Origin of the sequence: Novosphingobium sp. HII-3, assembly GCF_002916655.1 — a bacterium.
GTDB lineage: Bacteria > Pseudomonadota > Alphaproteobacteria > Sphingomonadales > Sphingomonadaceae > Novosphingobium > Novosphingobium panipatense.
In genome coordinates this window covers 19,545-38,873 of record NZ_PPSM01000015.1, presented here as the reverse complement: position 1 = coordinate 38,873, position 19,329 = coordinate 19,545, and the positions used below count along the sequence as shown (strand labels likewise).

The following is a 19,329-nucleotide window of genomic DNA, read 5'->3' as shown; positions in this document are numbered from 1 at the left end:
CTGGAAAGTGAGGCAATTGCGCTTCGCGAGGGGCATTCCTTTGGCCCAGCCGGGGCGACTCTGCGGCAATGCGGAGGAGCGGGTCAGCAACGGCAGCAGATAAGCGTGTCACAGCATCAAACCTTGCGTGGTTGCCCAGTTATATATACGGTATACGAAACAAGGCGGCTGTGGCAATGGAGTTTTCGTGAGCCTCATCGGAATCATAGGTGGAGGCGTAGTCGGGCTGAGCGCCGGCATCGAATTGCTGCAGGCCGGGCACCGGGTTGCGCTGGTCGATGATGACGCTGCTGGACAGGCCGCTTCGTGGGGCAATGCGGGGCACATCGCCGTCGAGCAGGTCGAACCGCTGGCTTCGTGGGCCATGGTGCGCTCGCTTCCCCACCGCCTGTTCATGCGTGGCGGCGCGGCGTCCTTCCCGCCGGGCGCGGTGGCCGAATGGCTGCCCTTCGGACTGCGCCTACTTTCAGCGGGACGCCCGAAGCGCTTTGCGACGGGATGTGCCGCGATGGCGCCGCTGATGGACCGCGCGCTCCCGGCCTGGTCTTCGCTCCTGCACCGGATCGGCGCGCAGGATCTTCTGCGGAGCGACGGGCATCTGGTGCTGTGGAACAGCGCCGCAGCAGCGCAGGCCGGCCGAAGAGCGTGGGAGGGCGCACGCACCGGTCCGGCCACCGTGCATCCGGCCAGCGGCGATGACCTCTCAGCCTTGTCGAGGATCTGCGCGCGGCCGATTTCGGGTGCCGTCCGCTTCAGCGGTACGGCTCAGATCGCCGATCTGGGTGCCTTGCGCCACGCGCTGAGGCAGGCCTTCGTCGACCTCGGAGGTGCGCTCGTACAGGAACGCGCCTCGCTTCAGCTGCAGCACGGGCGCGTGCAGGTGCACGGGTTGGAGGCGGACAAAATCATCGTTTGCGCGGGAGTCCGCTCAGGCGCGTTGATGAAAGCCGCGGGACACAAGGCACCGATCATCGCCGAGCGCGGCTATCATGTTCGCGCCGATGTGACCGGTTGGCCCCGCGATCTGCCGCCGGTCGTGTTTGAGGAGCGCGCGATGATCGTGACGCGGTACCGACAGGCCGTGCAGGCCGCCAGCTTCGTGGAGATGAACCGGCCGGACGCTCCGGCCGATCCGCGCAAGTGGGAGAGACTGGAAACACACATCGCCGAGCTTGGTTTGCCGATCAGCGGCCCCTTCCGCCGCTGGATGGGATGTCGGCCCACCTTGCCGGATTATCTTCCCGCCATGGGGCGCTCGACGCGGGTGCCAAACCTTTACTATGCGTTCGGTCATCAGCATCTGGGGCTGACGCTGGCCCCCGTCACCGGCAGGCTCATGGCATCCGTCATTGCCGGTGAGGCACCCGACATTCCGCTCGGCCCGTTTGACATCGAGCGATTTTCCTGAGGACCGATTTCATGATTGGCGGATCTACCATCGAAGCAGAGCTGGCGCGGCTGGCACCATGGGCGAATCCTGCAGCGGCGATTACACCTGATGAACGGGATGCTCGCATGGACCGGGCTTGCAGGTTCACCGCGAACAGTGGCGCTGACGCCCTGCTGGTGAACGCGGGCGCCTCGTTGCGGTATTTCGCCGGCGTGCCCTGGGGGCAGACGGAGCGCCTCGTTGCGATGTTGCTGGCCCCAGGGCGCAAGCCTGTCATCATCTGCCCGCACTTCGAGATCGGCACGCTGCAGGCGGATCTTGCCATCGCGGCGGAGATCCGGACCTGGCAGGAGGACGAGGATCCCATGGCGCTGGTCGTGGATAGCCTGCGAAGCATGGGAGCACGAACCCTTGCGCTCGATCCGGAATTGCCCTTCCACTTCGCCGAACGCATCCGGGTGGCGGAAGCGGTGAGGCTGATCGACGGCATGCCCGTGATCAAGCAGTGCCGCATGATCAAGTCGAGCGCTGAACTGGCGCTGATGCAGCAGGCCAAAAGCATGACGCTGCAGGTCCACGAGGCGGCGGCCAGGATACTGCGCCCGGGCATACGGCAAAGCGAAGTGGAGCACTTCATCGATGCCGCTCACCGCCGCCTCGGCGCGAGCGGGTCCAGCTTCTGCATCGTACAGTACGGAGAGGCGACCGCCTATCCCCACGGGCTTCCGGGTGACCGGGAGCTTCAGGAAGGGCAACTGGTGCTGATCGATACCGGATGCCGGGTCGAGGGATACCACTCCGACATTACGCGCACATACGCCTTTGGAACGGTGTCGCAGGACATCCGGGACATCTGGAACGTTGAAAAGGAAGCGCAGCAGGCAGCGTTCGATGCCGTGCGCGTCGGAGAAACCTGCGAGAGCGTGGATTACGCGGCGCGTGCCGTTCTGGACAAGGCAGGTCTGGGCCCCGACTATGCGCTGCCGGGCCTTCCTCACCGCACCGGCCACGGTATCGGCCTTTCCATTCACGAACCGGCCTATCTGGTGCGAGGCGACCGGACCCCGCTGGCGGTCGGAATGTGCTTTTCCAATGAGCCCATGATCGTCGTCCCCTCACGCTTCGGCGTGCGGCTGGAAGACCACATGTATGTGACCGAAGAGGGAGCGCGGTGGTTCACCGAGCCGCAGCACTCGCTTGAAGCGCCGTTCGGTTGACGCACCGGTGGCGGATCTGCGGCAAGCTGGCTGCCGTGGCCTGCGGTTCCGCCTGCTTCCGCTGGAACATCAGTCGTGACAGATAGCCACTCCTAACGCGGAAGCATGGTTGGCGGGCCTTGTGAAAGGCCCGCCGATCCGTGCGCTTACGCGGACTGGAGATTGACAGCCGAGGTCTTGCCGCGGCGATCGGTTTCCAGTTCGTAGGATACGCGCTGGTCCTTGTTGAGGGTGCGCATGCCAGCGCGCTCGACGGCGCTGATGTGCACGAACGCGTCGTCCCCGCCCGTTTCGGGAGCGATGAAGCCATAGCCCTTGTCGGCGTTGAAGAACTTTACGGTGCCGGTGATCATATGGGTATCCTTTGCCCAATGCAGGTATGACGGGCATACGCCAACGGCGGCGCATCCCGGCTTCGTGAGGCTGTAAGGGACAAAGGGGAGCCTTGGCGGCCCAATATCCGTCGCAGGCGACGTGTCAGCCCGGCTCTTGTACGCGGATCTGGACAATTAGATAGCCCTGATCGCATTTCTTCTCCAAATCGCCTTTCGAGCGCCGGTGAAACGCGACGGATGAATTAGCCCGTCGATTTCATGCCTGCCAAGGCATGTTCCACGCGGCCGAGGCCTTCGGCCGAATCCACCGCCAGATCAAGCGGTCGCCCGCCGAGCGTGACGCAGGCGGTGTTGAGGTAGGCGATGGCCTCGTCCCGGCCTCCCAGAACTTCGAACGCCAGCTTCGTCACCTTGCCCTGGCGGCTTGCCGCGTCCGGCGTCAGCTTCGGTGTGTTGATCCAGCGAGCCTTGGGGCGGGAAGGTCTTGGTTTCTCGTCTGTGTTCATTGCGGGGTTTCCTGCTTCTTGGTCGTTCACGTGATGGCAATCACCTCTCTGCCCTGCGGCAGGCCCGGGACTATGGCGTAGGCGGCGGATTGGATGCTCATGGCCATCGCGGATACGCGGCAGCGCCGATCTCGTGGCGCAGGCGCGCAATCCTGGCTTCGTAGTGGCGCACCAGATCGAAGCTCGTCCCATTGTCGCGACTGCTCTTATTATCGGCAGCGTACTGAATGAGTGCAACTTGATGGTGAAAAAGTAATTCATTGAGACCCATGCAAGCTCTCCATTCCGCGGAAGCGCGTTCAGTCTCTCAATCATCGACAGGCGATTGGATTTCGACGTTGAGAGTAGCATACATGATGTTTGGAGCTGTAGCGAGGACGATCGTCCTCATTGGCCGATATTTTGCGAAGGAAGCGCCGGTTGTAATTTCAGTTTTCCGATGTATATGGAGATAGCTGCGTCGGCTCTGTCGATGCTCGCTCGCATTTTGCGGGTGTTTTTCAAACATCAGCCAACTTTCATGATCGCAGACTGCGCACGCATGATCGCAGGCGCTCTCCGATTGTGGGAAATTCAAGTTTGGCCAAGGAAGAATTGCTGACCATGGAAGGGTTTATCGAGGAGATCCTCCCCGATGGCCGCTTCGCCGTCCTCCTCGACAATGAGCACAAGATCATCGCCTATACAGCGGGCAAGATGCGCAAGTTTCGCATCCGCTCCGTCGTCGGTGACCGCGTGCACGTCGAGATGACGCCTTACGATCTTTCCAAGGGTCGGATCGTGTTCCGTGAGAAGACACCTGGTCAAGCTGGCGGGCCGCCGAGGCGGCGCAGCGGATTCAGAAGATAAGAGGCGGGGCTGTCCCGTCAAAATAGGATACTATGCACATCGATACGCAAGGCGCTCAAGGGCGTTTCAATACTGCCACTTACCCCTCCCATGGATCGCGCGATCTCCAGATCAAGAAGCCGTCCGGCTTGTTGAGCCAGGAGCATCTTCGGCGTCTCGTCGCCGCCATGATCGACTGAGCCTCACCCATCGCGCAAGACCTCGCTGAGTGTCGGCGGTAAGCAGCGGTTCCGTCGTGGAACTCATTGTAGCCGCCCAAGCAGGCCCTCCTCCAGCGGGCGCGAGCGGGGGAGATGCTGCTTTCTCATTCTCCTCTGCTACACGTTCTCTTTTACTGTCGCCTCCAGGAACGCCAGTGTCTGCGCCCACGCCAGCCGGTCAATGAGCGGATCGTACCTGACGCCCGGCACCTGCTCCATTTCGGCGGCTTCGTCGTCCGAAAAGGCATGCCACCCCTCGCTATAGATCGTGATGTGGTGGTCGGCGCCAGCATGGCGTAACTCGTCCCGCAGCGCCTCGACATCGCTCGAAGGCGCATAAGGGTCCCGCTCGCCGGTCAGGATGAGCAGCTTCGCCTGCACCTCGCCGGCCTTGGCGCGGGCATGGGTGTTGAGGAGGCCGTGGAAGCTCACAACACCGCGCGCGGGGGCTCCGCTCCTCGCCAGTTCAAGGGCACACATCCCGCCAAAGCAGAAGCCGATGGCGCCGACACGCTCCGCATCGACCTGCGGCAAGCCACGCAGCGTCTCAAAGGCAGCCACGATCTTTGCTCGAAGCCGTGCAGGCTCATGGAAGAGAGGTGCCAACGACGCGTTCGCTTGCCTGGGATCGTGGTAGAAGGCGCCGTCGCCGTAGAGGTCACTTGCCAGAGCGACATAGCCTTCTTTCGCGAGAGCTTGTGCGCGCTTTATCGGTCCAAGTCCAAGGCCCCGTGCGTTGTGCATTACCAGGATAGCGGGGTGCGGGCCGGACCCTTCAGGCACGGCCAGTTGCCCTTTGAAGGTTGCTCCATCATGTGAATAATCGAATGCCCGCGCGTCAGTCATCATTCGCTGTTCCAGATTCTGTACAAGAAGGCGTGCTTTAACAAGAGTGTCACGGCGCCTCTAGGTTAGCGTCGCGCTTAGGAACCGGGGCCTTTGTTGCTCACAATGAAGCTCCCGCTTCTATGACCGTGATGCTGCCAATGCCTCTCTATGCCCAGAGCGCCTCTTGTATGCACAACTCTTCATAGCGGGTAGGCTTTCATCATCGTAGACCGCCGTCAAGCGCGGCAGGGGGCGCCGCCGAGTTTGCAGTCGCTGATCCTGCGCGCGATCAATGCCTCGAATCGCTCGCTGACCGCCTCGACATGGCGCTTCCATCGATCTGCAGGCAGCGTGTGCGCTCCGCACAACACGTCTGTAGTCCCTCGCGGCAACACCGATCCGTCCCAGTTGCCGCTCAAGAGCAGGAGCGCCGCCGACCGTTCTATCCGGGGGTGCAATCAGTTTTGTCTCGCGAGGCACAGACAACGTGCTTCGTGGCGCTGCCCTGTTCCGGTTTATCGGCGGAAAGTCGCCGCAAACTGCAGTATTTCCACGATTTGCAGGGAGAGCTGGAGCCTCCGCTTTGACGCTGCCGGTGTCGGTGACCGGCGGTTGGGTACTAGCCGAGCCGTTAAGTATGTCACACTGTAAGAACAGTGTTCCCGCAGCACTGGAAACCGGCGGCAAAGATCAGGGAGGGATCAAAAACAATGGGCGTTTCACGCTTCAAGATGGTTCTGGCGGCATCCACGTCGTTAGTTACCTGCACACCGGCGTTCGCGCAGTCTGCGACGGATGAAATCGTGGTGACCGCACGCCGTGTTGAAGAACGACTGCAGGACGTGCCGATCTCGATCACCGTGTTCAACGACCAGCAGCTCGACAACCGGAACGTTACCTCCGGCGCCGACCTGGCCACCTACACGCCCTCCCTGTCGGCGAATTCGCGCTATGGCCCGGAGGCTGCAACCTTTGCGCTGCGCGGATTCGTGCAGGAGAACTTCACCTCGCCGTCCGTTGCGGTGTACTTCGCGGATGTCATCGGTCCCCGCGCGCAAGGTGGCACCCCCGGCGGCAACGGAGCCGGGGTGGGGCAGTTTTTCGATCTGCAGAACGTACAGATTCTGAAAGGTCCGCAGGGGACCCTGTTCGGCCGCAATACCACCGGCGGCGCCGTGCTGATCGTACCTCAGCGTCCCACGGAAGAGCTGGGCGGTTACGTCGAAGGCTCGATCGGCAACTACGACATGTATCGCCTGCAAGGCGTGTTGAACCTGCCTCTAACCGACACTTTCAAGGTGCGCCTGGGATTTGAGCGGCACGAGCGCGACGGCTATCTGAAGAACCGGTCTGACATTGGCCCTGACGCTCTGGGTGATGTCGATTATTGGGCCGTTCGCGCGGGCATCCTGGCCGAACTGACTCCTACGCTCGAAAACTACACGATCGTTCGGTACGGCCATTCGGATTCGTACGGCATCACGGGCAAGGTTACGGTGGCTAACGTTGCGGGCTGCGATCAGGGCGTGGATCGCTCACGCTTCGGTTTGCCCACGCCCGGCAGCACGGCTTCCTTCCTCGCTCCGATCGCATGCAGCCAGGGCCTGGCTCGCGCCAAGGCGCAGGATTACGGGTACTGGGATGTCGAGAACGGCCATCCCGATCCTTCGCTCAAGATCAAGCAATGGTCGGTCATCAACACTACGACTTGGCAGGCCAGTGACGCGATCACGATCAAGAACATCGCGAGCTACCAGGAATTCCGTCAGAGCCAGGGCTTCAACATCGGCGCTGACAACTACGTCATTCCCGACACGAACCCCAATCCCGCTTTCCGCGGCCTTCCCTTCACCTGGGTCGGCCTTAATCCGGATCCGAATTTCGACAACGTCGAGCAGTACACCGCCACTGAAGAGCTGCAGATTCAGGGCCGCACGAGCGACGGCAAGTTGAACTATGTCCTGGGCGGTTATTACGAGACCAGCGGTCCGCTCAGCCCGTTCCAGGGTTCCTATTCGCCCATCACGTACACGTCCAACGCGCCGGTGGCGCCTGGCGTGACGATCCCAGTCCTTGTCACGATAAGTTGCAGCGATATCAACACGCTCCAGTGCCAGGGCGTCGACAGCCTCGGCAGCGGCCGGTTCCCGGGTCTGGTCCAGAATTCTCTGACACGCTATCGTTATGAAAATATTGGCTTCTTCGCGCAGGGGACTTACAACTTCACGGATCAACTCTCGGTTACCGGCGGTATCCGCTACACGATCGACAAGGTCAAAGGTCAAGGCGCGACGCGTCAGATCTTCTTCTTTGCCCCCAATACGCCGACCTTCACATGTGCGGCCTATCCGACGCGGCCGGCTGATAATCCCGAGAATTGCCTGACCACGATCAAGCAGAAGTCGGAAAAGCCCACGTGGCTCATCGATATTGACTACAAGCCCATGCCGGACGTGCTCCTGTACGCCAAGTATTCACGCGGCTATCGTCAGGGCAACGTGAACGCATCCAACACCGTGCCCGTCGCCTGGGGGCCTGAAAAGGTCGATGCCTACGAAATTGGCTTCAAGACCTCGTTCCGAGGCACGTTGAGCGGCTACCTGAACGCCGCTGCGTTCTACAACGACTTCTCCGATCAGCAGCTCGCTGCAAACCTCAATCCGGATCCGTCCATTCCCAACAACACGAACTCTCCGGCGCAGGCGATCGTCAACGCTGGTAAGTCCAAGATCCAGGGCATTGAAGTGGATGCGGCGCTGGCAGCCTACGGCTTCAACCTGACGCTTGGCTATGCCTATCTGGACACGAAGCTGAAGTCGTATACGCCTCCGATCTTCCCCGGCTACCTGCCTCCTACGACAGGGGCACTGGTTGGTGGTGAACTGCCTCAGTCACCGAAGCATCGCGTCACGATCACGCCCTCTTACACGCTGCCGCTCGATGACAGCATCGGCCAGATCACCTTGGCGGCGACGTACACTTACACCGCAAAGCAGGTCGCCTCCAACGATACGCCGTTGGGCATTCTGCCTTCTTCAAACCTCTGGAACTTGAATCTGAACTGGAATTCGATTGGCGGCAGCCCCGTCGACCTTTCCGGCTTCATCACCAATCTGACGAATGAAAAGTACCCGATCTTCGTCGGCAACAGCTGGGCCTCGACAGGCACTGAAAGCCTGATCCTCGGCCAGCCTCGCATGTACGGCCTCCGTCTGAAGGTTCGCTTCGGCGGAGAGTGACAATCCGCCAGGTGCCGCAGGACGGACGGTCCTGCGGCACTCGTACGTTTCGGGAGGTCCAACGCCGCCTCAGGCGTTCCCATGCGCCGGACGCAAGCTTACGGTGGCGGATCGAGGGCATCGTTGGAGGTGTTCCGGAAGCCGTTTCATCCGGAGACAGTCCGGCGTTTTCACTTGAAGCGGTTGCTCACCGCTGCAAGGCCCTCAGGCACTGTCCGCTTCCGCCCGAGGATTCTCCGTGCACCGCTTCCGTTCCGTCTCGCTACTCGTTTCCGGCGTTTCCGTAGTCCTCGCCGCCACACCCGCACTCGCCGGGTCTGGCATGATTGCTGGAACCGATGTTCTGCGCACGTGGAATCTCGTGGTGCTGGGCGATCTCACGTCCTCATCGGAAGTGGAGGGGCGCACCTTTGTCGGGGGCAACCTCAACGGCAACTCCTCCAACTATCAGATCCAGCCTCTTCCGCCGTCGAGCAGTGGAACGCCCGGGCTGACGGTCGTTGGTGATGTGAATGGCGGCACGAAGAACCTTAACAATGGTTCGGGTGCGATCGTGGGCGGCAATGTCAACAGCGGGTTCAATCTGAACGGTGCGAAGCAGACGGTCCAAGTGGGAGGAAGCGTTAGCAAGACGAACGTCAATAACAACGTACTCACCTCCGGGCTCGCAGCCAGTGATCCGGCCTTCGTTCAGAACCTATTTCAGCAAAAGAGCCTCATCGAGACATCGATGACCGGCCTGAGTCAGACGTTGAGTACGCAAACAGCCAACAGCCAGTTTAGTATTCGCGGCAACACCGGGACGTTCAATTCGCAGCCCGGAGCGGACGGCGTGGCGGTATTCAACATCTCTGCTGCCGACCTCGACAAGATTGGCGAGATCAAGTTCAACCTGAACGGTGCCGACACTGCCATCGTCAACGTGTCCGGCGAGGCAATCACGTTGAACGACAACTTCCTCGGCGGCACGCAAAACTTGGGCGAGCACGTGATCTGGAACTTCACCGAGGCGCAGAACCTTTCGCTGACGACCGCATGGGGCGGCTCTGTACTTGCCCCCGGCGCAGCCGCGACGACCGGGAATTATATTCAGGGTTCGGCAGTGTTTGGCAGCCTCGAACAGAACGGGGAGATGCACATCGGCACCTATGCCGGGGGGTATTACCCGCCGAGCACGCCGACACCTCCCTCGAGCAGCAGTTCCTCAGGGGGCACAGCCGTGCCTGAGCCGGGTACGCTTGGTCTGTTTGCCCTGGCCTTTGCCGCGCTGTTTTGGCGCCGGCGCCGCGTACCGGCCTGATAGGGAACAAGTAGAACACGTTCCATCCCCAAGATGTCTGCCCTTGCATGCGGACACTTTCGCTTCTGCGAACGGGTTCGACGCCAAAGTGCCACGTGGCAAATGCGAACTACATCGGCCGAAATCGGCGTCGACGGCAGATTGCAGCCGCCGTTCCCGAATCATCGGCTATGTGGATGTCGGGGGGGGCGCTTCACCTCATGCGTTGCCGAAGAGGGGTGGCCCTGCTCCGAAAGTCGCGCGCGTAGATGATCCGCCAGTCGCAGGGCGAGGGCGACAATTGTGAAGGTGGGATTTGCATGGCCGCCGGTCGTGAAGGTGGCACAACTCGATACGTAAAGGTTATCGACACCGTGAACCTGGCAATTGCCGTCCACCACACCTTCGCGAGGGTTGGACGCCATGCGCAGGGTTCCGATGTGGTGGAAGGTGCCGGATAGCTCGTCCCCGATGGGACCGGTGTCGTGAAGCCAGTCTTCCAAGACCAACGACCCGGTGCGGTTGCGCGAAAAGTGTTCGGCCAAGATCCTGGCGAAGTGCGCCGACGTTCGCCGTTCCTCAGGGTTGATGCGCCAGTCTACGTGAAGCTTGCGCAGGCCAAGCCTGTCCCTCTCGGCGGACAGGGTGACGCGGCTGTCGGGATCGGGCTTCTGCTCGAGGTCTATTACGAGATTGATCGACCTCACTGGAAATGCCGCGTGGCGGTGTTGCCACCCTCGCCGCCAGAGGTTCGTCAGCGCGGAACCGGGATCGCGCACAAGACGGTTTAAGGCCTTGGCCCTGCCAACAGGGGGAGCGGCAGTCGGGTAGGCCAGCGACTTCAGCGCCTCCCAGCCGGAGGCGGCATCGGCCTCGTATGTGAAGATCACGCTGGCGTTGAGCAGCTTACTCTCCCGCTGGACCTGCTCGGACATCGCAAGCCCGCTTTCATACTGCAGCCCCTGGCGGGCACCGAAGATGCCGTAACGATCCTGGAGGGAAAGGCCAGTGCGTTTGTCAGTTTCAAGGCGCGCGATGCGGCCCCTGGGATGCTGCATGAAGAAGCGGCCGGCGTTTTCCAGTCCCGTGCCAAGGCCGCCCTCAACATGGTCGCGGCTGGAAAGAAGCAGTCGTGTGCTCTCCAGACCCCCGGCGCAAAGCACGAAGGCGCGGGCCCGGACCAGTATGGTCCTGCCTTCGAGCGTGGAGGCCGTCACCGCCTCCACCCGCTGCGGCAGGCCTGTCTTCCCGGAAGCGTGCCAACGGATCACGTTGGCATGCAGGAGAACCTCCACGTTGGAGGAGGCTTCGAGCAAGGGCCGGTATTCGCGCCCCCAGTGGCGATAGAGCCGGTTGCCGATCGGGGCGTAGCGCCAGAGATAATTCGCCAGACGAGGATCATCAGGGGCTGCAATTTCCAGATCGCGAGCGGCTTCGGCGTCGTCAACCCAGGGGGTCGCGAACCCACATACCGTTTCCGCTGCACGGTAGTAATGAGCCAGGTCGGCATGGCGGATCGGCCAGCCGGAGTGCGGAACCCAGTTCCGCCGCGCGAAATCGATGCGGTCGAGCTTGCCGCAGCGTCCGGTCCATTCCGATGTGGAGCCACCTAGAATCCGGCACCGGCCGGTGTCCATGGTCATCGGGTGACCGCCGACTTGGCCTTCATACAGAGACTGCGTGTCCGGTTCGAATGCGGAACCCCCGCTTTCAAGGACGCCTATCGAAAGGCGGCTTCCTGCCAAGGCCTGAGCGATGGAAATGCCGGCTGCTCCCGCACCGATCAGGCACACATCGTAGTGCAGCCCGCCGTGCGGAGTGTCCGCGATGCGAAGATCCGTTATCACCGTTACTATTCACCCCGTATGCGTGACGGGTGTAGCGCGCGGTAAATGTCATGAGAACAGGGACAAGCCGAAGTGGACCTTTCAACGCCGGACGCGGGTCCAGTAGGCTTGGCTTATGTTAGTGATGTTATTGCAAAGGCAGCGGAAGTTTTGCTGTTGCACTGCAATGCGCATTGAAACCATAACGGATCGTCGCCCTTGCAAAAGGCGTGGAGAGATCCGTTGGCGCCTTTTTCAGGTCTCGACTTCGATGGGCAGGACCATGCGACAGACGACCCCGTCTGGTGCGAAATCGACGGTTGCTCCGGTGCCCTCGCCACGCGCGAGGCTGCGCGTGATGAGTGTCTGGCCAAATCCCTGCCGGATCGGTGGCGTCACAGGCGGGCCTCCGCTTTCCGCCCATACCACTTCGTAGAGGTTGCCGTTCAAGGTGGCGCCTGAGACCGTCACTTTGCCGTTCTCTGCCGACAGTGCCCCGTACTTTACCGCGTTCGTTGCCAGTTCATGCACGACAAGGCCGAATGCGATTGCCACATCCGGAGCCACTGTCCGTTCCAGCTTCGAAACAGCCAGGTGAGGGCCGGCGGCGCTGACGTAGGGCGCAAGTTCGGTCTCAATCAGCGCGGCCAGGTCTATGCCCGCCCAGGAGGCGTCCGCGAGAAGACTGTGGGTCGCGGCAAGAGCCTGTATCCGGCGCGTAAACCGCAGTCGAAATTCCTCGAGGCTGTCCGATCCCGCCAGAGTGCGGCCGCATATGGAAAGGACCATGGCAAGCGTGTTCTTCACGCGATGATCCAGTTCATGCATCATCAGCGTCTGCCGCTTTTCGAACGCCTTGCGCTCCGAGAGGTCGACGAGAGTTATCACCGACCCGCCGATGGTCTCTCCCGAAACGCGAAGGGGGGCTACGCTGACCAGCAGGTCCTTGCGGGCGTCCGGATGGAATGCGAAGGCTTCCACCCCCCTGGCGGCGCTGCCGGCGGCCGCCAGGTCAAGCAGGCCGTCCGATGTCGAAATCCCGCCGTCCTCGGCGAAGGCAAGGGGCAGCGCATCCGTGAAATGGCGGCCGATTGCCTCACCGGGCATCAGGGCGGAGGCGGCCGCATTGGCCTTGATGATGTTGCCGGCGCGATCGCACACCACGACCGCTTCGTTGGCGGAGGCGATGACGGCTTCGCCGATGCGCTCGGATTCTTCCAGGGCCGCTGCCTCGACGCGGGCGGTCACGTCGCTGAACGTCAGGGCACAGCCAGTGCCGAACGCCATCGGCAAAGGCGCTGCCGTGACCATGAGGTGCCGATTGCTTCCTCTATGGCTCTGCACGAACTGCACCTGATGGCGCCCGTGGCGCGCCTGTTCGATTGTCTCACGTACGACCTGCGCCGAGTTCGCATCGAGCTTCTCAAAAATGGGAAGATGCTGCAGTTGCGTCGCCGCGCAGCCGATGAGGGCGCAGAAAGCGGCGTTGGCGTAGAGCACGCGGCCCTGGTCATCGAGCGCTATTGCACCGATGTCCATCGCTTCCATGATGGCGCGGTAACTCTCCTGTCCTCCCGACAGCGCGAAAACCGTATCTTCGTTGGCGTTGCGGACGACGACCGCGTCTGCATCACCTTCGCGGATGGCGCGGAGTGTGTCCTCCGCTTCGACCAGGCGGCGCCGCAGCTCTTCCAGGGAAAGCGTATCAGGCACCGCTTCGTCCATCACGCAGGATCACCCAGTTGCAGATGGACCAGCACCTTTTCCGTATCCGACAGGTCCCCGATTATCTTCTGAATCGGCACCGGAAGTTGGCGGACGAGGGTGGGTATCGCCACGATGTTGTGCTCCCGGGCGAGCCGCGGGTTCTCTTTCAGGTCGACTACCTTGACCACGTAGCTGGAATCGAGGTGTTCGGCGCAGATCTTCTCGAGGTTGCGGATGGCGGCCACGGACTTCGGGGTCTGCCCGGCAACGTAGAGGGTGAGTTCTTTCGGCTTATTCATGATCATCCCCCAGAAGCGTTTCGACCAGCTGCGAGTTCCGCAAGATCTGCAGCGGCTTGATTACGGTAGTCTTCTTCCGCCTTCAGAAGGCGACGGAGTTCAGCTTCCTCGGCGGCCACTTCGGCCTGCAATGTCGCAATCTCCAGTTCCGCGCGGTGCCGGCGTTGAGTCACCTTGTCCTGCAGGGCCATGACCTCTGCCCGACGGGAGGTCTCTTGCCTGCGGTCCTGCGCCTCTGCAAGGCGACGCGCGGATCCTGTCAAGGCGCCGTGAGCGCCAAGATAGGGCTCAAGGAGCCGTATTCCGTTTTCCGTCATCACGAACTCGCGCACCTGGTTCGAGTGCGCCATGCCGCGGGCCTTGAGGAGGTAGAGTTCGCGATTGAATTCACCATTGACCTCGCGGTTCAGCAGCAGCAGCCAAGCGTCCATCAGCGAAGAGAGCCCGGCGTCAGTCTTCCCGACAGTCTGGTCATGGGCCAGATTTGTGAAAATGCCCGTGATGCCGTTGGACTTCAGGTAATCGACCATGCGCAGGAGCATGGCCTGCACCTCGAGCTGCTCGCCGCTGTCGAGGAAGGCTGAAATCGGATCGAGCACCACCAGCGACGGCCGGAAGCGCGAAATTTCCCGTACCATGATGGCGAGATGCATCTCGAGGCTGTAGAATGTCGGTCGTGCCGAAATGCAGCGCAGACGCCCTTCGTCGATCCACTTGGCCACATCGAGGCCGATGGAGCGCATGTTGCGCACGATCTGGTCGGCCGATTCCTCGAACGAAAAGACCATCGCCCGCTCGCCCCGGGCACAAGCCGCGTCGACGAAGCACATGGCGACCGAGCTCTTGCCGGCGCCCGCCACGCCGGAGAACAGGATGCTGCTTGCGCGGTGGAAGCCCCCGCCGGTCAGCATCGCGTCAAGGTCCGCGATACCGCTCGACAGGCGTTCGTCGTAAACCTGGTGTTCGAGCCCCAGCGAACTGACCGGAAGTACGCTGAAGCCGTCCTCGCCGATGAGGAAGGGGTATTCGTTTGTGCCGTGCGGGGTGCCACGGTACTTGACGATCCGCATCCGGCGGGTGGAGATCTGGTTGTGGACACGGTGATCGAGGAGGATCACGCAGTCCGAGACATATTCCTCCAGTCCCTGCCGGGTCAGGGCTCCGTCGCCCCGTTCCCCCGTGATGACGGCGGTAAGCCCCTTGTCCTTCAGCCAGTCGAACAGCCGTCGAATTTCAGCCCTGAGAATCGCGGGATTCTGGAAGGCGGAGAACAGGCTTTCGATCGTGTCGAGCACGATACGCTTGGCGCCGACTTCTTCGACGGCAAGCTCGAGGCGCATGAAGAGGCCTTCGAGGTCGTAATCGCCCACTTCAGCCAGTTCGGAGGGATCGATGGCGATATGTTCGATCGCGATCAGCTCCTCCTCGACGAGACTGTCGAGTTCAAAGCCTAGCGAGGCAACATTGTCTACGATATCCGAAGGGCGTTCCTCGAAGGTGACGAACACCCCCGGTTCGCCCGCGCGCGCGCCGTTCACGAGGAACGTGGACGCAAACAGCGTCTTGCCGCAACCGGCCGATCCGCAGACCAGTGTCGGCCGCCCGCGGGGAAGGCCGCCCATCGTTATGTCGTCGAAGCCCTCTATGCCCGTGAGGGCTTTTTCGATGCCGGCGGTCATGATCGTCCCAAGTTTCTTGAGGCCGGTGCTTAAGGCAGGCACGGGCCGGTGGCAACTACAGGATAGTTCCTTTGCGCCGGCGCAGAATCAGCATTCGACGACGTTGGCGGCAAGACCGCCAAGGCTCGTCTCCTTGTACTTGCTGCCCATGTCCAGGCCCGTCTGCCGCATGGTCTCGATCACGGCATCGAGGCTGACGATGTGCCGCCCATCGCCTTGCAGGGCCAGGTAAGCGGCGTTGATCGCCTTGACGACGCCCATGGTGTTGCGCTCGATGCAGGGTATTTGAACAAGCCCCCCGATAGGATCGCAGGTGAGGCCGAGATTGTGTTCCATGCCAATCTCGGCCGCATTCTCGATCTGCTGGTTCGTCCCGCCGAGGGCGGCGACCAGGCCGGCAGCCGCCATGGAGCAGGCGACGCCGACTTCCCCCTGACAGCCCATCTCCGCAGCCGAGATCGAGGCCCGCTTCTTGTACAGGAAGCCGATCGCGGCAGCCGTCAGCAGCAGCGTCCGTTCGCCATCGCGGTCCGCTCCCGGCACGAACTTGCGATAGTACAGGAGAGTGGCCGGGATCACCCCGGCGGCCCCGTTGGTGGGGGCTGTGACAACCCGGCCGCCGGCGGCGTTCTCCTCGTTCACCGCGAGCGCGAAAAGGCTCACCCACTCGAAGGTCTGAGCCGGCCCGAGGCTTTCCGCCTGAGACCTGAGCCGCGTGTGGATGGATTTGGCGCGGCGGCGAACCCTGAGGCCGCCCGGCAGGACACCCTCTTGCCTCAGGCCCCTCTGCACACAGGCGTCCATGGCATCGATGATGTGGTCAAGACCTGCAAGGGTCTCCGGCTCCGTCCGCCAGATCCCTTCGTTTCTGAGAACCAGCGTGGCAATACTAAAGCCGGTCTCTTCACCGAGAGCCAGCAGTTCGGCGCCCGAGGAAAAGGGGTAGGGCTGGCGTTGGTTATGCAGGCCCGCCGCTGTGTCCGCCGTTGCGCCTGCCGCTTCCGAGGCCATGAGCGAGTCGGCCGTGCCGCACACGATCGCGCCACCCCCGACGGAATACCAATAGGAGGATACCGGCTCGCTCTCACCGCCGATCCAGGCGGAGAACCGCATCCCGTTGGCGTGCACGGGGAGGAACGTGTCCGCGTGGAACACCAGATCGACAGCTTCCTCGAAGGCGATATCCTGCCCAAACTGGCGACTGCGCAGGCAGCCATGCTCCCGGATGTCCGAGAGAATGGCGGGCACCTCGTCGGGATTGATCGCTTCCGGCCGCAGCCCGGAGAGACCGAGCAGGATGGCGCTGTCGGTCGCATGGCCCCGGCCGGTGAGAGCGAGCGATCCATAGAGATCGCATGTGACACGGCGAGGCGCTTGCGGCAGACTTTCCATGAAGGACAGCGCCGCGCGCATCGGCCCCACCGTGTGGGAACTCGATGGACCTATGCCGATGGAGAAGATCTCCAGCACGCTGATCGCGAGGGCTGAGAGGTCGGCATCGGAGATGTCGTGAGTGGCGGGGGCTGCGGCGTGTGTCTGCATGGCGTTATCGACGGTATAACGTGGTTTCCCGGCGGCGAAAGAGCGGCTCGCAACGCGGGAAGGTGCATCTTCGCGCGTCCATCGCTTTGCCGGACCGGGACAGTCCATCGGGCATGCGATTGATACAAAGTGTTAAGGCGTGATCATGCAGGGTCGAATCGGAGAAGTGCACTTCAAGGTAGGATGATCAGTTGATGGTGCTGGTCCAGTTATGATCGTTGCGTTCGCCAGAAAGATCCGAAGCAGTCTGGCTTCGGAATACCTGTTGCCACTGCTTCTACTTACAGGCGCAAGCTTTTCCTGTGTGCTGATACTGCTGTTCTACGGAGCCTCGGTTCAGGACCAGATGCAGCTGGAACGGGAGGAGAAAGCGCTTCAGAACGTGGTGAAATCGGCTTCCCTGCTGGTGCGTCACGACCTTCAGGATTATGCGAAGTGGGACGAAGCGGTTCGCCATATCGACCAGCGCGTCGATCCCGCCTGGATCGAGGATAACGTCGTGGCCTATCTGGGCGGCACCCAAGGATACAACGAGATCTTCGTCCTCGATGGAGAGGATAGGGTAGTCTACAGCTGGAAGGACAGCCGGTTCGACACCCGCGTGGCTCAGCGGCGGCTTGGCCGCGATTTCATGGACTCGCTCGCCCTCGTACGACGCATTCCTCAAGACGGTGCGCCGATCGTCAGCGGCTTCTCCCGGGCCAACGGGCAGATCTATCTCTTCGCGACAGCGGCCATCGTTCCACTCACCTCAAAGGTGAGCCTCAGTGGACCACGCCCCAAGCTGCTTGTGATCGCACGGATCGTCGATTTCGACTGGCTGACACAGTTTGCGGATGATCTCCCGGTCAGCGTCGTCCGGCTGTCCCGATCTCGCGACGGTACCGAGCAGCAAAATGTCGCCATTCGCGGACTGAATGGTGCTCCCCTCGGCTGGATCGGATGGGAGCCCTTCCGGCCCGGAACTCTCCTTCGGCAGCGGCTCGCACCGGGCGTGGTCTTCTTCATGCTGATCGGGGCGATGGCCGCCGTACTGATCCTGCGGCGGGGGAAACGGGCCGTTGAGGATCTGCAGCAAAGCGAAAGGCGGGCGCGGCACCTTTCCGACCATGACATGCTGACAGGCTTGCCGAACCGCCGCGCGCTGATGGCGCGGATGGCCGTGGCCGTTTCGGGCGGGACAAGACTGACCTTGCTCCTCATGGACCTTGACGGATTCAAGAACGCCAATGACGTCTACGGACATTCGGCCGGTGATCTCCTGCTGCAGAATGCCGCCGCGCGTATACGCAATCTCGCGCGTGACGTGACGGTTGCGCGCCTTGGTGGTGACGAGTTTGCGGTGCTCCTCCCCTCCGAGGCCCGGGTGTCGGCGACTGAACTTTGTGTCGCCATCCTGCATGCGTTTCGCGAGCCCTTGCGGATCGGAGCGTACAAGATACGGCTCGGCATAAGCATCGGCTACGCGGTGTCCGACCCGGAACGAACTGACCGGGAAAGCGAACTCCTGCGCCGGGCGGACGTCGCCATGTACGCGGCCAAGGCCGCAGGCAGGAACTGCTTTCGAGCCTACGAGCCTGAACTGGACGACAGCCATCGTCTTCGGGTTCAGATGGAGAACGATCTGCGCCTTGCGGTGGAGGAAGGGCGGATCAGCGTGCAGTACCAGCCGATCGTGGATGCGGCGACGTTCGAAGTCGTCGCCGTGGAAGCGCTGGCGCGGTGGTGGGATCCCGTCCACGGCAATGTTCCGCCGGACGTGTTCATTCCCATCGCGGAGATGAGCGGACTGATCACCGGACTGGGCCGCCATGTCCTTCTGACCGCCTGCGCGGCGATGCGGGACAGCAAGTTCGATCTTGCCGTCAATCTGTCGCCTGCGCAGTTCTGGGACGGAGAGCTGCTGCGCGAGGTCCAGGCCATACTTCAAGAGACGGGGTTCCCTCCGGAGCGCCTTGAGCTGGAAATAACGGAGAGCCTGATGCTGCGCCAGCCGCAGGGCGCCTGCGAGATCATCGACGGCTTGCGCGCACTCGGCGTGCGGTTTGCGCTTGATGATTTCGGAACCGGCTTTGCGGGTATTGCTTACCTGCGGCAGCTCCATCTCGATCGCCTCAAGATCGACAAGGCCTTCATCACCGCCATCGAAAGCGAACGGCGCGCGCAAGACATGCTGGTGTCGATCACCGGCCTTGCCCGCGCGTGCAACCTCGATGTCTGCGCCGAAGGCATCGAAACGGCGGAGCAGGCCCGCATCGCTCTCATGTCGGGCTGCAACCGGCTCCAGGGTTGGCTGTTCGGCCGCCCACAGGATGCCGAGCACCTTCTGGCTTTTTCGTCCGACACGGCCAGCCGCGTCGCGTAAGGCCGCGTTCCCGGGACGTGAGCCCCCGAAGTCGCGCACACGGTGACGGCCGGCGGCGGCGTCGAGTC

At 62.1% G+C, this 19,329-nt stretch carries 16 protein-coding genes; 7 read left to right on the top strand and 9 right to left on the bottom strand.

Translation table 11 applies throughout. The annotated features are described in order from the left end of the window. Positions 1-187 precede the first annotated feature (187 nt). Both C2R25_RS07730 and C2R25_RS07725 read left to right on the top strand, forming a co-directional pair. Positions 188-1,408, top strand: coding sequence for an FAD-binding oxidoreductase (locus tag C2R25_RS07730; protein ID WP_103728667.1), 1,221 nt, complete (start codon positions 188-190; stop codon positions 1,406-1,408). An 11-nt stretch (positions 1,409-1,419) separates the two neighbouring features. Further along, positions 1,420-2,607, top strand: coding sequence for a Xaa-Pro peptidase family protein (locus C2R25_RS07725; RefSeq protein ID WP_103728666.1), 1,188 nt, complete (start codon positions 1,420-1,422; stop codon positions 2,605-2,607). A gap of 146 nt (positions 2,608-2,753) precedes the next feature. Here C2R25_RS07725 and C2R25_RS07720 read toward each other — a convergent pair whose 3' ends face one another. From C2R25_RS07720 to C2R25_RS20690, 3 genes are all read right to left on the bottom strand, one after another. Continuing rightward, positions 2,754-2,960, bottom strand: coding sequence for a cold-shock protein (locus tag C2R25_RS07720; RefSeq protein ID WP_103728665.1), 207 nt, complete (start codon positions 2,958-2,960; stop codon positions 2,754-2,756). 224 nt (positions 2,961-3,184) lie between these two features. After that, a complete protein-coding gene (locus tag C2R25_RS07715; RefSeq protein WP_103728664.1) occupies positions 3,185-3,448 on the bottom strand; it encodes an antitoxin Xre/MbcA/ParS toxin-binding domain-containing protein in 264 nt (87 codons plus the stop codon). A 97-nt stretch (positions 3,449-3,545) separates the two neighbouring features. Beyond that, entirely contained in the window at positions 3,546-3,719 is a 174-nt protein-coding gene (locus C2R25_RS20690) for a hypothetical protein (RefSeq protein WP_199183790.1), read from the bottom strand. A 308-nt stretch (positions 3,720-4,027) separates the two neighbouring features. Between C2R25_RS20690 and infA the strand changes: the two genes are divergently transcribed. Both infA and C2R25_RS20365 read left to right on the top strand, forming a co-directional pair. Further along, positions 4,028-4,297, top strand: a complete 270-nt coding sequence (gene infA / locus C2R25_RS07710) for a translation initiation factor IF-1 (protein ID WP_103728663.1) — start codon at positions 4,028-4,030, stop codon at positions 4,295-4,297. Between the two features lie 32 nt (positions 4,298-4,329). Continuing rightward, positions 4,330-4,476: a hypothetical protein gene (locus tag C2R25_RS20365; protein ID WP_158250625.1), complete on the top strand. Its 147-nt coding sequence runs from the start codon at positions 4,330-4,332 to the stop codon at positions 4,474-4,476. Between the two features lie 138 nt (positions 4,477-4,614). Here the strand turns inward: C2R25_RS20365 and C2R25_RS07705 are convergent, their stop codons facing one another. After that, positions 4,615-5,346 carry a dienelactone hydrolase family protein gene (locus C2R25_RS07705; RefSeq protein WP_103728662.1) on the bottom strand — a complete coding sequence of 244 codons (732 nt, stop codon included), beginning with the start codon at positions 5,344-5,346 and terminating at the stop codon, positions 4,615-4,617. 689 nt (positions 5,347-6,035) lie between these two features. On the opposite strand from C2R25_RS07705, the gene C2R25_RS07700 reads away from it, so the two are divergent. Beyond that, the gene (locus C2R25_RS07700) at positions 6,036-8,564 is read left to right on the top strand and encodes a TonB-dependent receptor (RefSeq protein WP_103728661.1); all 2,529 of its coding nucleotides are present in this window, start codon (positions 6,036-6,038) and stop codon (positions 8,562-8,564) included. A gap of 238 nt (positions 8,565-8,802) precedes the next feature. Continuing rightward, positions 8,803-9,864, top strand: a complete 1,062-nt coding sequence (locus C2R25_RS07695) for a choice-of-anchor A family protein (protein WP_233203823.1) — start codon at positions 8,803-8,805, stop codon at positions 9,862-9,864. A 161-nt stretch (positions 9,865-10,025) separates the two neighbouring features. Here C2R25_RS07695 and C2R25_RS07690 read toward each other — a convergent pair whose 3' ends face one another. From C2R25_RS07690 to C2R25_RS07670, 5 genes are all read right to left on the bottom strand, one after another. Next, entirely contained in the window at positions 10,026-11,690 is a 1,665-nt protein-coding gene (locus C2R25_RS07690; RefSeq protein ID WP_103728659.1) for a GMC oxidoreductase, read from the bottom strand. Between the two features lie 234 nt (positions 11,691-11,924). Then, positions 11,925-13,394 (bottom strand): sensor histidine kinase, encoded by a 1,470-nt coding sequence (locus C2R25_RS07685; protein WP_233203826.1) that lies wholly within the window; start codon positions 13,392-13,394, stop codon positions 11,925-11,927. Continuing rightward, on the bottom strand, positions 13,394-13,675 hold the full coding sequence (locus tag C2R25_RS07680) for a circadian clock KaiB family protein (RefSeq protein WP_103728682.1): 282 nt from the start codon (positions 13,673-13,675) through the stop codon (positions 13,394-13,396). The genes C2R25_RS07685 and C2R25_RS07680 overlap by 1 nt, the downstream gene beginning before the upstream one ends. A 2-nt stretch (positions 13,676-13,677) precedes the next feature. Beyond that, positions 13,678-15,396 (bottom strand): circadian clock protein KaiC, encoded by a 1,719-nt coding sequence (gene kaiC, locus C2R25_RS07675; protein WP_199183789.1) that lies wholly within the window; start codon positions 15,394-15,396, stop codon positions 13,678-13,680. 45 nt (positions 15,397-15,441) lie between these two features. Next, positions 15,442-16,896, bottom strand: a complete 1,455-nt coding sequence (locus C2R25_RS07670) for an L-serine ammonia-lyase (RefSeq protein WP_199183788.1) — start codon at positions 16,894-16,896, stop codon at positions 15,442-15,444. A 265-nt stretch (positions 16,897-17,161) separates the two neighbouring features. Here C2R25_RS07670 and C2R25_RS07665 point away from each other — a divergent pair, with 265 nt between their 5' ends. Further along, on the top strand, positions 17,162-19,261 hold the full coding sequence (locus C2R25_RS07665) for a bifunctional diguanylate cyclase/phosphodiesterase (protein WP_233203822.1): 2,100 nt from the start codon (positions 17,162-17,164) through the stop codon (positions 19,259-19,261). The last annotated feature ends 68 nt before the right edge of the window (positions 19,262-19,329 follow it).

Bases quoted from the DNA above. Each gene is read 5' to 3' on its own strand.
- C2R25_RS07725 (WP_103728666.1), top strand. From the start codon at position 1,420: ATGATTGGCGGATCTACCATCGAAGCAGAGCTGGCGCGGCTGGCACCA.
- C2R25_RS07720 (WP_103728665.1), bottom strand. From the start codon at position 2,960: ATGATCACCGGCACCGTAAAGTTCTTCAACGCCGACAAGGGCTATGGC.
- C2R25_RS07715 (WP_103728664.1), bottom strand. From the start codon at position 3,448: ATGAACACAGACGAGAAACCAAGACCTTCCCGCCCCAAGGCTCGCTGG.
- C2R25_RS20690 (WP_199183790.1), bottom strand. From the start codon at position 3,719: ATGGGTCTCAATGAATTACTTTTTCACCATCAAGTTGCACTCATTCAG.
- C2R25_RS20365 (WP_158250625.1), top strand. From the start codon at position 4,330: ATGCACATCGATACGCAAGGCGCTCAAGGGCGTTTCAATACTGCCACT.
- C2R25_RS07705 (WP_103728662.1), bottom strand. From the start codon at position 5,346: ATGATGACTGACGCGCGGGCATTCGATTATTCACATGATGGAGCAACC.
- C2R25_RS07700 (WP_103728661.1), top strand. From the start codon at position 6,036: ATGGGCGTTTCACGCTTCAAGATGGTTCTGGCGGCATCCACGTCGTTA.
- C2R25_RS07685 (WP_233203826.1), bottom strand. From the start codon at position 13,394: ATGGACGAAGCGGTGCCTGATACGCTTTCCCTGGAAGAGCTGCGGCGC.
- C2R25_RS07680 (WP_103728682.1), bottom strand. From the start codon at position 13,675: ATGAATAAGCCGAAAGAACTCACCCTCTACGTTGCCGGGCAGACCCCG.
- C2R25_RS07670 (WP_199183788.1), bottom strand. From the start codon at position 16,896: ATGCAGACACACGCCGCAGCCCCCGCCACTCACGACATCTCCGATGCC.